10 protein-coding genes, 2 tRNA genes and 1 pseudogene are annotated in these 14,534 nt (G+C 72.7%); 2 read left to right on the forward strand and 11 right to left on the reverse strand.

The features are described from left to right. Positions 1–319: 319 nt before the first annotated feature. Together ABD127_RS14750 and ABD127_RS14755 are read right to left on the reverse strand one after the other, a co-directional pair. A tRNA-Thr gene (locus ABD127_RS14750) sits at positions 320–396 on the reverse strand. A gap of 38 nt (positions 397–434) precedes the next feature. Then, positions 435–510: transfer RNA gene (locus tag ABD127_RS14755), tRNA-Thr, on the reverse strand. A gap of 112 nt (positions 511–622) precedes the next feature. Between ABD127_RS14755 and ABD127_RS14760 the strand changes: the two are divergent. Next, a pseudogene (locus ABD127_RS14760) lies at positions 623–985 on the forward strand (chorismate mutase). A gap of 23 nt (positions 986–1,008) precedes the next feature. Here ABD127_RS14760 and ABD127_RS14765 read toward each other — a convergent pair. The 9 genes from ABD127_RS14765 to ABD127_RS14805 all read right to left on the reverse strand — a co-directional run bounded on the left by ABD127_RS14765 (position 1,009) and on the right by ABD127_RS14805 (position 12,122). Then, positions 1,009–2,532: an alpha/beta hydrolase gene (locus ABD127_RS14765; protein WP_344202895.1), complete on the reverse strand. Its 1,524-nt coding sequence runs from the start codon at positions 2,530–2,532 to the stop codon at positions 1,009–1,011. Between the two features lie 21 nt (positions 2,533–2,553). Further along, positions 2,554–3,714 carry a DNA polymerase III subunit delta' gene (locus ABD127_RS14770; protein WP_344202897.1) on the reverse strand — a complete coding sequence of 387 codons (1,161 nt, stop codon included), beginning with the start codon at positions 3,712–3,714 and terminating at the stop codon, positions 2,554–2,556. Beyond that, positions 3,711–4,364: a dTMP kinase gene (gene tmk / locus ABD127_RS14775; RefSeq protein ID WP_344202899.1), complete on the reverse strand. Its 654-nt coding sequence runs from the start codon at positions 4,362–4,364 to the stop codon at positions 3,711–3,713. Before tmk ends, ABD127_RS14770 begins: the two co-directional genes overlap by 4 nt. 28 nt (positions 4,365–4,392) lie before the next feature. Beyond that, on the reverse strand, positions 4,393–5,217 hold the full coding sequence (locus tag ABD127_RS14780) for a hypothetical protein (protein ID WP_344202900.1): 825 nt from the start codon (positions 5,215–5,217) through the stop codon (positions 4,393–4,395). A gap of 49 nt (positions 5,218–5,266) precedes the next feature. Continuing rightward, positions 5,267–6,295, reverse strand: a complete 1,029-nt coding sequence (locus ABD127_RS14785; protein ID WP_344202902.1) for an adenosine deaminase — start codon at positions 6,293–6,295, stop codon at positions 5,267–5,269. A gap of 109 nt (positions 6,296–6,404) precedes the next feature. Further along, entirely contained in the window at positions 6,405–7,250 is an 846-nt protein-coding gene (locus ABD127_RS14790; RefSeq protein WP_344202904.1) for an alpha/beta fold hydrolase, read from the reverse strand. A 203-nt stretch (positions 7,251–7,453) separates the two neighbouring features. Beyond that, complete coding sequence (gene topA, locus ABD127_RS14795) at positions 7,454–10,198, reverse strand: type I DNA topoisomerase (protein WP_344202906.1); 2,745 nt, start codon at positions 10,196–10,198, stop codon at positions 7,454–7,456. 113 nt (positions 10,199–10,311) lie between these two features. Further along, on the reverse strand, positions 10,312–11,784 hold the full coding sequence (locus ABD127_RS14800) for a DUF7059 domain-containing protein (protein ID WP_344202908.1): 1,473 nt from the start codon (positions 11,782–11,784) through the stop codon (positions 10,312–10,314). Next, positions 11,781–12,122, reverse strand: a complete 342-nt coding sequence (locus ABD127_RS14805; protein ID WP_344202909.1) for an STAS domain-containing protein — start codon at positions 12,120–12,122, stop codon at positions 11,781–11,783. Before ABD127_RS14805 ends, ABD127_RS14800 begins: the two co-directional genes overlap by 4 nt. Positions 12,123–12,233: 111 nt before the next feature. Between ABD127_RS14805 and ABD127_RS14810 the strand changes: the two genes are divergently transcribed. Continuing rightward, the gene (locus tag ABD127_RS14810) at positions 12,234–14,534 is read left to right on the forward strand and encodes a DEAD/DEAH box helicase (RefSeq protein ID WP_344202911.1); all 2,301 of its coding nucleotides are present in this window, start codon (positions 12,234–12,236) and stop codon (positions 14,532–14,534) included.

Genomic DNA, 14,534 nt, shown 5'->3' on the forward strand with positions numbered 1-14,534 from the left:
CTCGACGCAAGGGAGAACATCGTGGACCAGTGGCTCGGACTCATCCTCGCGACGCTCGTCCTGCTCGAGGGCTTCCTCCTGGCGGTCGCGCTCTACCCGCTGATCTTCGAGCGCAAGAGCAGCGCGAGCTGACCGCCCTCCCTCACACCTCACGTGACAGGACCCCGGCCACCCGGCCGGGGTCCTGCCGCGTCGGGGGGTCAGTCACGGGCATGGTCACGCTTCCCGCCCCCTGAGGTGCGAGCGAGGCACGAGTGAGCCTCGAAGGGGGTAAGCCCACCAACGACAGGACCCCGGCACGGGGCCGGGGTCCTGATCGTGGAGCCGCCTGTCGGAATCGAACCGACGACCTTCTCATGACGAGTGAGACGCTCTGCCGGGTCGAGCTGAGGCACCAACGACAGAACCCCGGCACGGGGCCGGGGTCCTGATCGTGGAGCCGCCTGTCGGAATCGAACCGACGACCTTCTCATTACGAGTGAGACGCTCTGCCGACTGAGCTAAGGCGGCGGAGTCCGCCAGGGATCGCCCGTCGGACCGAGAACCGATGCTACCCACCTGCGGGCGGCGAGGCGAATCCGGGTCGGGGCTCTCCTAGAATCGACCCGTGAGCGACGACAGCGTGACCGAGGAGCTCGGTCGAATCCGGTCCAGCATCGACAACATCGACGCGGCGCTGGTGCACCTGCTCGCGGAACGGTTCAAGCACACCCAGCGGGTCGGCCGGCTCAAGGCGACGCACGACCTGCCGCCGTCGGACCCGGCCCGCGAGGCCCGTCAGATCGAGCGCCTGCGCGCCCTGGCGATCGACGCCGACCTGGATCCGACGTTCGCCGAGAAGTTCCTGACGTTCATCATCGACGAGGTCATCCGGCACCACGAGGCCGCCCGCCAATAAGCAGGGTCAGCCTCGCGGCTCGGATCCATGGCCGAGCGCAGCGAGGGAGAGGGGCCCGGTGCGAGCTCTAGCGAGCGCCGGGAGTGAGCGCGACGAAGGAGCGCGGCCCCTCAGCACTCGGGGTCCTTCTCGGGGACCGTGCCGTCGACGAGGTAGGCGTCGACCGCGTCGGTGATGCAGCGGTTGCCCGACTGGTAGGCCGTGTGGCCGTCGCCGTCGCGCGAGATCAGGACGCCGGAGTCGAGGATGTCGGCCAGCTCGACGGCCTGCTCGTACGGGGTGGCGGGGTCGCGGGTCGTGCCGAGCACCAGGATCGGCGGCGCACCCTTGGCCGAGAAGTCGACCGGCTCCGCGTCGGACTCGAACGGCCACGCCGAGCAGCCGGCCGCGCCGAGGCCGAGGGCTCGGCCGAAGACCGGCGAGACCTCCTCGAACTGCGCGAGGTCGGCCTCCATGTCGGCGAAGGTCGGACGCTCGGTGGCGTCGAGGCAGTTGACGGCGGTGATGACCTGGCCGATGTTCGAGCTGTAGGAGCCGTTGGGGCTGCGCTCGAAGTACAGGTCCGAGAGCATCTGCAGGCCAGAGCCGTCGCCGTCGCCGACGGCCGCGTCGAGCGCCTTGGTCAGCTCAGGCCACAGCGACTCGCTGTACAGCGGCAGGGCGACGCCGAAGAACGCCTCACCCTCCGTGAGCGGTCGGTCGGCGTTGCCCGTGGGCATCGGCTGGGCGTCGATCTGCGCCAGGAGGTCGGCGAGCCGCTGCTCGCCCGCCACGGGGTCGGTGCCGAGCGGGCAGTCCGACTCGGTCGCGCAGTCGGCGATGTACGCCTCGAGCGCGCGCTGGAACCCGGTGGTCTGCCCCAGGGCGGACTCGACCGGACCGAGCTCGGGATTGATCGCGCCGTCGAGCACCATCCGGCCGACCTTCTCGGGGAACAGCGCCGCGTACGTGGCGCCGAGGTAGGTGCCGTAGGAGGCGCCGAACCAGTTGAACTCCGAGTCGCCGACGAGCGCGCGGGCGATGTCCATGTCGCGCGCGACCTCGACGGTGGAGACGTGGGCGGCGAGCTCGCCGGAGTTGGCCTCGCAGGCCTCGGCCATGCCGGACAGCTGGTCCTGGGCCGCCTGGACCTCGGCCGGGTCGTCGGGCGTGGGGTCGGTGTCGACGTACGCGTCGAACTGCTCGTCGTCGTAGCACTCCAGCGGCGAGCTGATGCCGACGCCGCGGGGGTCGACACCCACGACGGCGTACTCGTCGAGCACGTCGTCGCCCAGGGCGTATGACATCGACACGGCGTAGTCGATCGCCGAGCCGCCCGGGCCACCCGGGTTGACGAAGAGATGCTTCTCGGCGTCGTCGTCACCGATCACGCGCATCTCGATCTCGGTGGTCTCGCCGTCAGGCTCGGCGTAGTCGATCGGCACCGTGATCGTGGCGCAGCGGTCGGTGCCGCAGTCGCGCCAGTCGAGCTCCTGCGAGTAGTACTGCTCGAGCCCCTCGGGGACGTCGCTCTCGCTGGTGGGCTCGGGATCGGCCCGCTGGTCGTCGTCGCCGGTGAGCAGCAGGACCGCGGTGATCGTGCCAGCCACGACCAGCGCGATCACGACCCCGCCGATGATCCACAGCTTCTTCATCGTCCATCCCCCATTGGTCGGTCAGGTGCTCGGTGTGCGGCTCGCGGGCACGAAGCTCGACATGAGCCGTTCCAGCGCCAACAGCGGCGCAGCGTTGGCCTCGAGGGCCGCCCGGCACTCCACGATGGCATCGATCGCGCCCAACGTCGTCTCGACCGTCCACAGGCGGGCCTGGTCGGCGATCGACTCGGCGACGTCGGCGTTGACGAGACCCGCGGTGGCCGAGGCCGCGCCGAGCTGCACCGCGACGACATCGCGGCAGAACGACAGCAGGTCCAGCAGCACGCCGTCGATCGCGTCGCGGGCGAGGCGCTTGCGGCGTCGCTCCTGCTCCTTGGTCAGGCTCGACAGGGCGCCCGCGTAGCCGGCGGGCCGCTTGCCGCGGTCCTCGACGCCCCAGGAGGCCTTGATGTCGTCGAGCTCGCGGGCGTCGGCGACGTCGCAGAACGCCGCAGCGCGGGCCGTGGCCTCGGTGTCGACCTGGGTGGCCGCGACGAGCGCGTCGCCCAGGTGGCCGACCCGCTGCGGGATCGAGAGGATCTCGCGGCGGCGCTCGCGCGACGCGGGGTCGCGGGCCAGACCCCGGGCCCGACCGATGTGACCCTGCGAGGCCGCGGCGACGGCCGCGGCCAGCTCGGGCTCGACGCCGTCGCGGCGCACGAGCAGCTCGGCGATCGCGGCGGCCGGCGGCGTGCGGAGCACGACCGAGCGGCAGCGCGAGCGGATCGTGACGATGACGTCCTCGGCCGCCGGGGCGCACAGCATCCAGATCGTGTGTCGCGAGGGCTCCTCGAGCGACTTCAGCAGCGCGTTGGCGGCCTGGTCCGTCAACCGGTCGGCGTCCTCGACGACGAGGACCTGCCAGCGCCCGAGCGACGGGTGCAGGGCCGAGCGGCGCACGGCGTCACGCGCCAGGTCGACGCCGATCGAGAGCCCGTCGGTGCGGACGACCTGGACGTCGGGATGGGAACCGGCCGCGGCCATGCGGCACGACTCGCAGGCGCCACAGCCCCCCGTGTCGCACTGCAGCGCGGCCGCGAAGGCCAGGGCAGCGGTGGAGCGGCCCGAGCCGGGCGGACCCGTGAACAGCCAGGCGTGGGTGGAGCCGCGCGGGTCTCCGACGACGTCCTGCAGCGCGCTCACGACCGGCTCCTGGCCGACCAGCTCGTCCCACACCGTCATCCGGGGCCCACCTGCGACAACCGCGCCTCGAGGGCTGCACGGATCTCGGCGTGCACGACGGCCGGGTCGCGGTCGGCGTCGACGACGAGGTACTCATCGGGCCGCGCCGCCGCGAGGTCGAGGAAGTGCTGACGCACCCGGCGGTGGAACTCCAGCGGCTCGGCCTCGATGCGGTCGTGCCCGTCGCCCGCCCGACCGGCGCGGACCAGGCCGACCTCGGGGTCGACGTCGAGCACGACGGTCAGGTGCGGACGCAGGTCGTCGGTGGCCCACGCGGCGACGCGGGCCAGCTCGTCGGCGTCGATCGCGCGGCCTGCGCCCTGGTAGGCCAGCGTGGAGTCGACGTAGCGGTCGCACACGACGACCTCGCCGCGCTCGAGCGCCGGTGAGATCACGGTGGCCACGTGCTCGGCCTTGTCGGCCGCGTAGACCAGCGACTCGGTGCGCGGGTCGAGCGTGCCGGTCTCGGGCGACAGCAGGATCTCGCGCAGGCGGAGGCCGACCGGCGTGCCGCCCGGCTGACGGGTCTGCACGACGGTGCGCCCGGCCGCGCGGAGCCACTCGACCGCGCGTGCGGCCTGGGTGGACTTGCCGCCGCCCTCGCCGCCCTCGAGCACGAGGAAGAAGCCGGAGCCGAGGTCAGAGGGCATGCGGGGAGCCTAGTCCGTCGGACCGACGTCAGACCGACACGACCTCGAGGGTGATGCCCAACCGGCTCGCCGTGGTCTCGACCGCGGACAGGTCGACGCCCTCGGCGGCCGGGACGGAGACCCGCAACCGGGGCTGGGTCTGGTGCAGGTCGCGCTTCAGGTCGTAGGCCGGGACGACGGCGACCTGGGCCAGGGCGTCCAGCACCTCACGCCCGTCGCCCAGCCAGTCGCAGTCCTCCGCCTCGGTCAGTCCGACCTTGGTGGACTCGCCCGTCGGCAGGATCCCCTCGACCGAGAAGCCCTCGAGCAGCTCGGTGAGCTGGTCGTCCGCGCAGACCGCGGAGGCGAACGCGAGGGCGTCGGACTGCGTCGACACCGTCGTGAGCCTCACGAACGCCTCGACCGACGTCTCGCCCGAGCCGAGGGCGGCGAGCGCCCGCGCCCGGTCGAGCCGCTCGGCGATGTCGTCACGTAGGCGGTCCTCGTCGGGGGCCGGACCCGGCACCCGGAAGGCGAACTCGGTGCGGGCCGGGCCACCGTCGGCGTTCTCCGCGGCTACACCGACCTGCAGGTCGTAGCCGATCTGGTTGTCGACCTCGTGGGCCGTGATCTCCCAGACCGCCTCGACGAGGTCCGCGTCGCTCAGGTCGTCCGCGAGCGTGACCGAGACGCTCGCCGTGCCCGACCAGGGGAGGTTGTTCGAGGCCGAGATCGACGACTCGACCACGGCCTCCTGGTCGTCGAGGAACCGCTGGAACTCGGCGGCGAAGGCGGTTCCCTTGTTGACCGCGCCGCAGCCCACCAGCGCCGTGACGACCAGCGCCGCCACGATGACCCCCGTCGTCCTCCGCATGTCCCCGACCCTAGGCGACCAGCGACCAGCAGCCGAGGGGACGACTCCCCTAGCGAGCCGCGACCGCGTCGATCTCGGCCAGCAGGGCGGCCTTCGCGGCGTCGCCGGCGAACGAGAACCGCACCGACTGACGGACCAGGTCAACCACGCCGTCGGCGTCGAGCCGGAGGAGGTCGGCGGCGACGGCGTACTCCTGCAGCAGGGTCGTGGAGAACATCGGCGGGTCGTCGGACGAGATCGTGACCGGCACGCCGGCCGCGACGAGCTGCGGGAGCGGGTGGTCGGCCAGGCTCGGCACGGCGCCCGTGCAGACGTTGGACGTCGGGCAGACCTCGAGCGCGATCTGCCGCTCGGCCAGGTGGGCCATCAGGGCGGGGTCCTGCGCGGCAGCGATGCCGTGGCCGATGCGCTCGGCGCCGAGGTGCTCCAGCGCGTCCCAGATCGTCTGAGGTCCGGTCGTCTCGCCCGCGTGCGGGACGCTGCGCAGGCCGGCGGCGCGGGCGGCCGCGAAGTGCGGGGCGAACTGCGGGCGCGGGACGCCGACCTCGGGGCCCCCGAGCCCGAAGCCCACGAGGCCGTCGGGGCGCTGGGCCAGGGCGATCTCGAGCGTCGCGTCGGCTGCGGGCACGCCCGACTCGCCGGGCACGTCGAAGATCCAGCGCAGCTCGGTGCCGTGGTCACGGGCCACCCGGTGCCGCGCGTCCTCGATCGCCTCGCAGAACGCCTCGGGCGCGATCCCGCGGATCACCGAGGTGTACGGGGTGACCGTGAGCTCGGCGTACCGGACGTTCTGACGGGCCAGGTCGGCGCCGATGTCGTAGGTCAGGGTCGCGACGTCGTCGGGGGTGCGGATCAGGTCGACGACCGAGAGGTAGACCTCGATGAAGTGGGCGAAGTCGGTGAAGGTGAAGTAGTCCGCCAGCCGGGCGGGATCGGTGGGCACCGGCGTCGACCCCTCGTGCCGCGCGGCGAGCCGCCCGACGGTCTCGGGGCTGGCGGAGCCCACGTGGTGCACGTGCAGCTCGGCCTTCGGCAGGGCGGCGATCAGGTCGGTCAGGTCGGACGTCTGGGGTGCCATGGTGGCCTCCTCGGAATCGGAGGCGCCCTTGCGTCGTGCGGGTGGCCGAGCGTGGCGGGCCCACACCGTCGAACGAGCCCGTCGCAGCGCCTCTCGGCGACCGTGGTCGTCAGGCTACGCCAGCGGACGCGACCCGCGCCAGGATCGCCTCGGCGGCGGCCTGGGGCGCCTGGGTCGGGATCCAGTGCGTCACGTCGGGCAGCACGCGCAGCTCGTACGGGGCGTCGACGAAGCGGGCGCTGCCCTCGACGGAGTCGCGGCCGACGTACAGGTCGCGGTCGCTCCAGACCATCGTCGTCGGCACCGTGACCCGCGTTTCCGCGGAGCGGTCGAGGAACGGCAGGGCTCGGTACCAGGCGATGCCGCCGGGCAGGGCGCCGTAGTCGACGATGTCGCGGTTGAACCGGCTGATCGCGGCGTCGTCCATCCCGCCGGTGCGCATCCACCGCTCGATCGGACCGCCCCTCCAGCCCGCGAGGAGCTCGGGGAGCGCAGGGAGCTGGAAGGCCGCCATGTACCAGGACTTGAGGCCCTGCGTCGTGCGCGTCATCGCGTGGAGGAACGAGGTGGGGTGCGGCACCGACAACGCCGTCAGCGTGCGGACGAGGTCGGGCCGGGCGATCGCGAGCGACCAGGCGACCATCGCGCCCCAGTCGTGACCGACGACGTGCGCCCGCCCGCCGGCCTGCTCGACCAGCGCGGCGACGTCGCCGACGAGCAGGTCGATGCGGTAGGCCCGGCGCCCCTTCGGCCGGGCTCCGGGCGAGTAGCCGCGCTGGTCCGGCGCGAGCGTCCGGTAGCCCTCGGCGTGCAGCCGGGCGGCCACCTGCTCCCACGACGACGCGCGCTCGGGGAAGCCGTGCAGCAGCACGACCACGTCACCGTCGATCGGGCCCTCGTCGATGACGTCGAACGTCAGTCCGTCGTGGACGTAGGTCGTGAGGCGAGTGGTCATACCGAGAGTATGGACCGAGCCGAGCGCACCCCACCACCCTCAACCCCTCGCCCTCCCCCAGATGTGCGCGCTTGCGCGGCAGTTCCGGGGCTCCGACGCCGAGTTAGCGCGCACATCTGGGGGACGACGATCAGGCGCGCTGGGCAGGAGCCACGCCGGGTGGTCCAGGCCGCTCGTCCGTCACCACCGGACTTGGGCAGCGACTACTCGGTCTTCTTGGCGGTCTTCGTGGACGTGCCCGTCTTCTTCGCCGTGGTCTTCTTCGCCGTGGTCTTCTTGGCCGCCGTCTTCTTCGCGGCGGTCTTCTTGGCGGGCGCCTTCTTGGCCGTCGCCTTCTTCGCCGTCTTCTTGGCGCCCTTCTTGGCCGGGGCCTTGGCACGGCGCTCCGCGAGCAGCTCGTGGGCGCGCTCGGGGGTGATCGTGGCGACGTCGTCGTCCTTGCGCAGGCTCGCGTTGTGCTCGCCGTCGGTGACGTACGGGCCGAAGCGGCCGTCCTTCACCACGATCGGCTTCTCGCTGACCGGGTCGTTGCCGAGCTCCTTGAGCGGGGAAGCGGCAGCGCGGCGGCCGTAGGTCTTCGGCTGGGAGTAGATCGCCCGCGCCTGCTCCTCGGTCAGGGTCAGCAGCTGCTCCTCGGTCTCGAGCGAGCGGGAGTCGGTGCCCTTCTTGAGGTACGGGCCGTAGCGACCGTTCTGCGCCGTGATCTCCTCGCCGTCCTCACCCGTGCCGACCACGCGCGGCAGCGTCAGCAGCTTGACGGCGTCGTCGAGCGAGAGGGCGTCGAGCTCCATCGACTTGAACAGGCTGGACGTGCGCGGCTTGGCCGTCTTGGGCGAGCCGTCGGGCAGCGACTCCACGACGTACGGGCCGTAGCGGCCGTTGCGGGCCACGACGTCCAGGCCGGTCTCGGGGTGCGTGCCGAGGTGCTTCTCCTGGCCCGCCGGGTTGCGCAGCAGCTCGCGGGCGGCCTCGAGGGTCAGCTCGTCCGGCGGCAGGTCCTCCGGCACGTTGGCGCGGGTGGGGACCTCGGAGCCACCGTCACCGGGCACCATCGGCGGGCCCTCGACGTATGGGCCGTAGCGGCCGACGCGCACCGCGACACCCTCGCCGAGCTCGAACGTGGCCAGGCCGCGGGCGTCGATGTCGGGCAGGTTCTCGACGAGCCGCTTGAGGCCCGTGTCGCCCTCGCCGCCGCCGGTCCAGAAGCCCTCGAGCACGCGCAGACGGTCCTCGCGACCGTGCGCGACCTCGTCGAGGACGTCCTCGAGCTGGGCCGTGAAGGAGTAGTCGACGAGTCGGCTGAAGTGCTGCTCCAGGAGCCGGACGACGCTGAAGGCGATCCACGCCGGGACGAGCGCGGTGCCCTTCTTGTAGACGTAGCCTCGGTTCTGGATCGTGTTGATGATCGAGGCGTAGGTCGACGGGCGACCGATCTCGCGCTCCTCGAGCTCCTTGATCAGGCTGGCCTCGGTGTAGCGCGCCGGCGGCTTGGTCTCGTGGCCGCTGGGCACGAGCTCGTGCGCGAGCACGGTGTCGCCCTCGGCGAGGTTGGGGAGCTTGGTCTGCTGGTCGTCGCCCTGCGCCGTGGGGTCCTCGTGCGTCTCGACGTACGCCTTGAGGAAGCCGTGGAACGTGATCGTGCGGCCCGAGGCCGTGAACTCGACCGCGCGACCGTCGGCGGCGTCGCCGGCGAGCTTGATCGAGAGCTGCTCGCCCTGCGCGTCCTTCATCTGCGAGGCGATCGTGCGCTTCCAGATGAGCTCGTAGAGCTTGCCCTCGTCGCCGCCGACGCCCGCCTGCTGCGGCGTGCGGAACCGCTCGCCCGACGGACGGATGGCCTCGTGGGCCTCCTGCGCGTTCTTGGACTTGCCGGCGTAGACGCGCGGCTTCTCCGGCAGGTACGCGGCGCCGTAGAGCTCCTTGACCTGGGCGCGGGCCGCGGTCAGGGCGGTCTGGCTCAGCGTCGCCGAGTCGGTGCGCATGTAGGTGATGTAGCCGCCCTCGTAGAGCCGCTGCGCGACCTGCATCGTGCGGGCCGCGCCCCAGCCGAACTTGCGGGACGCCTCCTGCTGCATCGTCGTGGTGCGGAACGGGGCGTAGGGCTTGCGCGTGTAGGGCTTGGCCTCGACCGAGGCGACGCGGAGCGGGCGACCCCGCAGGCCGTCGGCGAGCGCCGTGACGGCGGCCTCGTCGAGCTGCACGACCTCGGGGTTCTTGAGCTGGCCGTCGGCACCGAACGCCGAACCGGTCGCGATGCGCTTGCCCTCGACCGTCATGAGGCGGGCCGGGAAGTACTGCGGGTCGTGCTTCTCGTCGGCGTCGAACGTCGCGTCGAGGTCCCAGTAGGAGGCGGAGCGGAACGCCATGCGCTCGCGCTCGCGCTCGACCACGAGGCGGGTCGCGACCGACTGCACGCGGCCGGCCGACAGACCGCTCATGACCTTCTTCCACAGGACCGGGCTGACCTCGTAGCCGTACAGGCGGTCGAGGATGCGCCGGGTCTCCTGCGCGTCGACGAGGTCCATGTCGACGTCACGCGGGTTGGCGATCGCGCGCTGGATCGCCTCCTTGGTGATCTCGTTGAAGACGATGCGCTTGACCGGGACCTTGGGCTTGAGCTCGTCAAGGAGGTGCCACGCGATGGCCTCGCCCTCGCGGTCCTCATCCGTCGCGAGCACGAGCTCGTCGGCGTCCTTCAGCAGCTTCTTGAGCTTGGTGATCTGCGACTTCTTGCCGGCGGACACGACGTAGACGGGCTCGAACCCGTTGTCGATGTCGACGCCGAGGCGCGCCCACGGCTGGCCCTTGAACTGGGCCGGGACCTCGTCGGCACCCTGCGGCAGGTCACGGATGTGACCCACGGAGGCGTCCACGACGTAGCCGTCGCCGAGGTAGCCCGCGATGCTGCGGACCTTGTTCGGAGACTCGACGATGACGAGGCTGGTCACGGGGGGATCCTTTCTTTCGCCGGGAAGATCAGCAACCCGGCGGGCACACCGTAGCGCGTTCGCTCAACCGGACGGCACGCACGAGGTCCGGAGCGCCCCGTGTCGACCCGGGGTCAGGCCGGGCGGAGGAAGCCGTCGGCGACGAGCTCGGCGACCTCGGAGCGACGCTCGGAGCGGACCGTCTCGGGGTCGAGGTCGAGCAGCGTGCCGATCGCGCCGAGCACCTGCCCGGCCGTCAGGTCGCCGTCGCACGCCGACAGCAGACCGGCCGTGATCGTGTCGACGCGGCGCTCCCGGCGCAGGCCCTCCTGGAGCCGCACCGTGATCACGGCGGGGTCCTCCGCGCCGGGCTCGCCCCACGTGTGCTGGACGAGGTCGGGGGCCACGACCCACGCGTGGTCGAGGACGTCGCCGGGCACGTCGAGCGCCTCCGCCCACTGCAGGGTGACGGGACCGACGGGGCCGGAGACCTGGCCGTCCCAGGCCTCGACCCGCACCGACGGGACCTCGCGGCCGGCGCGACGCAGCGTGATCCAGCCGAATCCCATCGCCCCGATGCGCTGCTCGTCGAACCAGGTCAGCCAGCGGTCGTACGCCTCGGTGTAGCCGGGGCGTCCGCGGTGGCCGGAGTCGGCGAGCCACATCTCGGTGTAGGTCGGCAGGTCGACCTCCTCGCGCTCCAGGACCCAGGCGTCGAGGCCGGTGGGGGCGATCCAGGAGGCGAGACGGTCCTGCCAGTCGCCGTCGGCGGGGTGCACCCACGCGGCGAGGAGGTGGCACAGGCCGTCCTCGGCGAGGTGGTCGGCGGCGCCGCTGACGAGCCGGCGCACCACCTCGTCGCCGGCGAATCCCGTCTCGCGGTAGACCAGGCGGTCGCCGTCGGGCGGCGAGACCACGAACGGCGGGTTGGAGGCGATCAGGTCGAACCGCTCCCCCGCGACGGGCTCGTAGAGGCTGCCGTCGCGCACGTCGATCGCGATGCCGTTGAGCCGGCCCGTGAGACGAGCCATCGCCAGGGCGCGGGCGTTCACGTCGGTCGCGACGACCTCGCCGGCGTGCTGGGCGAGGTGCAGCGCCTGCACCCCGCAGCCCGTGCCGACGTCGAGGGCTCGAGCGACCGGTCGGCGGGCGACCAGCCGGGCGAGCGACGACGACGCCTCACTGATGCCGAGCACGTGCTCCGGCCCGACCTCGACCGGCATCGCGTCCTGCCCGGGCGTCAGGTCGCAGACGACCCACCAGTCGTGGACCTCGTCGCCGTAGGGGCGGACGTCGACGAGCGCGCGGACCTCGCTGCCGGAGGACGCGAGGAGTCCGTGGGCCGCGAGCGGCTCGACGAGCCGCGGGAGGGCCCGGTCCGCGGCTGCGCGGTCGACCGGGTGCTGCAGCGTGAACAGTCGCACCAGCGTCGCCAGCGTCGAGCCGTCAGCCGTGGCTCGCGTCGCCGGCGTGGTCTCGTTGCGTCCGAGGGCCGCGTGCGCGAGGGGACCGAGCAGGTCGTGGACCGCCCCGGCCGTGAACGGGGCCGAGCGCAGCGCGTCGGCCAGCCGGTCGACGACGTCAGCGGGAGGGGCGAGGTCGCTCACGCGTGGGAGGCGACGGCAGCGTCCACGCTGTCGTGCAGACCGAAGACCTTGTCGAGGCCCGTGATCTGGAAGATCTTGAGCAGCCGCTCGTGCGTGCACACGATGTCGAGCGTGCCGTCGTCGGCCCGCACCCGCTTGAGGGCGCCGACCAGGACCCCGAGCCCGGTCGAGTCGAGGAAGTCGACCCGCTGGACGTCGATGATGAGCCGCAGCTTGCCGGCCTCGATCGCCTCGACGACGGCCTCGCGCAGGCGCGGTGCCGTGTAGACGTCGATCTCGCCACCGATCTCGAGCACCTCGAACGGCGGCAGCGATCGTGTGTCGACCGTGAGCTCCATGGACTCCCCTCCCAGTTGGCCGACATTCTGGCACGGTCCGGCCGGTTGCGAACGTCGACGCCGTGACGCTCGCCGAGCGGGACGCCACCTGCGGTCTGGGACACTCGTGCCGTGCGGCCGGAAGATCTCGTTGCGCGCCACGGGGCGCGGGTCACGCACGTCGAGGAGCAGCCGGCGCGCGAGGCCGTCGTCGAGCCGTGGCCCGACTGGGTTCCCGCCGCGGTGCGCTCGGGGTTCGCCGCGCAGGGCGTGACTCACCTGTGGGCGCACCAGCGCGAGGCGATCGACCACGTGCACGCCGGACGCAACGTCGTGGTGACGACCGGCACCGCCTCGGGCAAGTCGCTGGCCTTCCAGGCTCCGGCCCTCACGGCCCTGTCGGCCGGCCGTGGCGGCGAGGCGCTGCAGGGATCGCGCCTGCCGTCGGTGCTCTACCTCGCGCCGACCAAGGCCCTGGCGGCCGACCAGCTGCGCCGCGTGCGCGAGCTGGACCCGCTCGTGCGCGCGGCGACCGTCGACGGCGACAACAGCCGCGAGGAGCGGCAGTGGGCGCGCGACCACGCCGCCTGGGTGCTGACCAACCCGGACACGCTGCACCACGTGATCCTGCCGTCGCACCAGCGGTGGTCGCGGCTGCTGCGCGGCCTGAGGCTGATCGTGGTCGACGAGTGCCACCACTACAGGGGCGTCTTCGGTGCGCACGTCGCGCTCGTGCTGCGCCGCCTGCTCCGGCTCTGCGAGCACGTCGGCGCGACACCCGTCGTGGTCTGCTCGTCGGCCACCGTGGCCGACCCGGAGGCGTTCGCCCGGCGGCTCACGGGGCTCGACACCGTGGCCGTGACCGACGACGCCTCACCGCGGGGCGCCCGCACCGTCGCACTGTGGGAGCCGCCCCTCCTCGACGCTGACGACGCGCCCACGGGCGCGCGGCGATCGACCTCGTCGGAGGCGGCCGACCTGCTGGCCGACCTTGCTGCGGCCCACGTCCAGACGGTCTGCTTCGTGCGATCGCGCCGCGGCGCCGAGCACGTGACCTCCCGGGCCCAGCAGCGTCTCGCGGAGGTCGACCCGGAGCTCGTCGACCGCGTGGCCACCTACCGCGGCGGGTACCTGCCGGAGGAGCGTCGGGCGTTGGAGGCCCGGCTGCGCGCCAAGGACCTGCTGGGCCTGACGTCGACCTCGGCCCTCGAGCTCGGCATCGACGTGTCCGGCCTCGACGCCGTCGTCAGCGTCGGGTTCCCGGGCACACGCGCGTCGCTGTTCCAGCAGTGGGGGCGGGCGGGCCGTGGCGGCCAGGAGTCGCTGGGGGTGCTGATCGCGCGCACCGACCCGATCGACACGTACCTGGTGCACCACCCCGAGGCGATCTTCTCGGCGCCGCTGGAGTCGACGGTCTTCGACACCGACAACCCGTACGTGCTGGGCCCGCACCTCGCGGCCGCCGCGCACGAGCTGCCCCTGACCGAGGCCGACCTCGACCGCTTCGGCCCGCGCGCCCGGGAGGGGGTCGACGCCCTGACCGAGGCGGGGTGGCTGCGACACCGCTCGACCGGCTGGTTCTGGACCCGGCGCGAGCGGGCCAGCGACCTCGCCGACCTGCGGGGCAGCGGCGGCAAGCCGGTGCAGATCGTCGACGCCGAGACCGGCCGGCTCGTGGGCACGGTCGACGCGGGGTCGGCCGACGCCGCGGTGCACGAGGCCGCGGTCTACGTGCACCAGGGCGACACCTACGTGGTCGAGGAGTACTCCCCCGAGGACGCGACCGCCGTCGTGCGGCGTGACGACCCGGGGTGGACGACCCAGGCGAAGTCCTCGACCCGGGTCGACGTCGTGGAGACGGCGCGCACCACGGGGTGGGGCCACGCGACGATCTCGAGCGGCACGGTCGACGTGACCAGCCAGGTGACCTCCTACCTGCGGCGCTCGAACCGCGGCGGCGGCAACCTCGGCGAGGAGCCGCTGGACCTGCCGGAGCGCAGCCTGCGCACCTCGGCCGTGTGGTGGACCCTGGAGCCGGAGCAGGTCGAGGCCTGCCTCGACGCGATCGACGTGCCGGGCGCGGCGCACGCCGCGGAGCACGCCTCGATCGGCCTGCTGCCGCTGCTGGCGACGTGCGACCGCTGGGACCTCGGCGGCCTGTCGACCGCCTACCACCCCGACACGGGTCGGCTCACGGTCTTCGTGCACGACGGCCACCCGGGCGGGGCCGGCTTCGCCGAGCGCGGCTACACGATGGCGGCCACCTGGCTGCGCTTCACGCGCGACACGATCGCGGCCTGCCCGTGCCCGACGGGCTGCCCGGGGTGCGTGCAGTCGCCCAAGTGCGGCAACGGCAACGAGCCGCTGGACAAGGCCGGTGCCGTGCGCCTGCTCGACGCCGTGCTGCGCGAGGCCCACGACCCGCTCGACTGA

Origin of the sequence: Aeromicrobium alkaliterrae, assembly GCF_039529015.1 — a bacterium.
Taxonomy (GTDB): domain Bacteria; phylum Actinomycetota; class Actinomycetes; order Propionibacteriales; family Nocardioidaceae; genus Aeromicrobium; species Aeromicrobium alkaliterrae.

Excerpts from the sequence above, each read along its gene's own strand:
- ABD127_RS14765 (WP_344202895.1), bottom strand. The coding sequence starts at position 2,532 with ATGAAGAAGCTGTGGATCATCGGCGGGGTCGTGATCGCGCTGGTCGTG.
- ABD127_RS14770 (WP_344202897.1), bottom strand. The coding sequence starts at position 3,714 with ATGACGGTGTGGGACGAGCTGGTCGGCCAGGAGCCGGTCGTGAGCGCG.
- tmk (WP_344202899.1), bottom strand. The coding sequence starts at position 4,364 with ATGCCCTCTGACCTCGGCTCCGGCTTCTTCCTCGTGCTCGAGGGCGGC.
- ABD127_RS14780 (WP_344202900.1), bottom strand. The coding sequence starts at position 5,217 with ATGCGGAGGACGACGGGGGTCATCGTGGCGGCGCTGGTCGTCACGGCG.
- ABD127_RS14785 (WP_344202902.1), bottom strand. The coding sequence starts at position 6,295 with ATGGCACCCCAGACGTCCGACCTGACCGACCTGATCGCCGCCCTGCCG.
- ABD127_RS14790 (WP_344202904.1), bottom strand. The coding sequence starts at position 7,250 with ATGACCACTCGCCTCACGACCTACGTCCACGACGGACTGACGTTCGAC.
- ABD127_RS14805 (WP_344202909.1), bottom strand. The coding sequence starts at position 12,122 with ATGGAGCTCACGGTCGACACACGATCGCTGCCGCCGTTCGAGGTGCTC.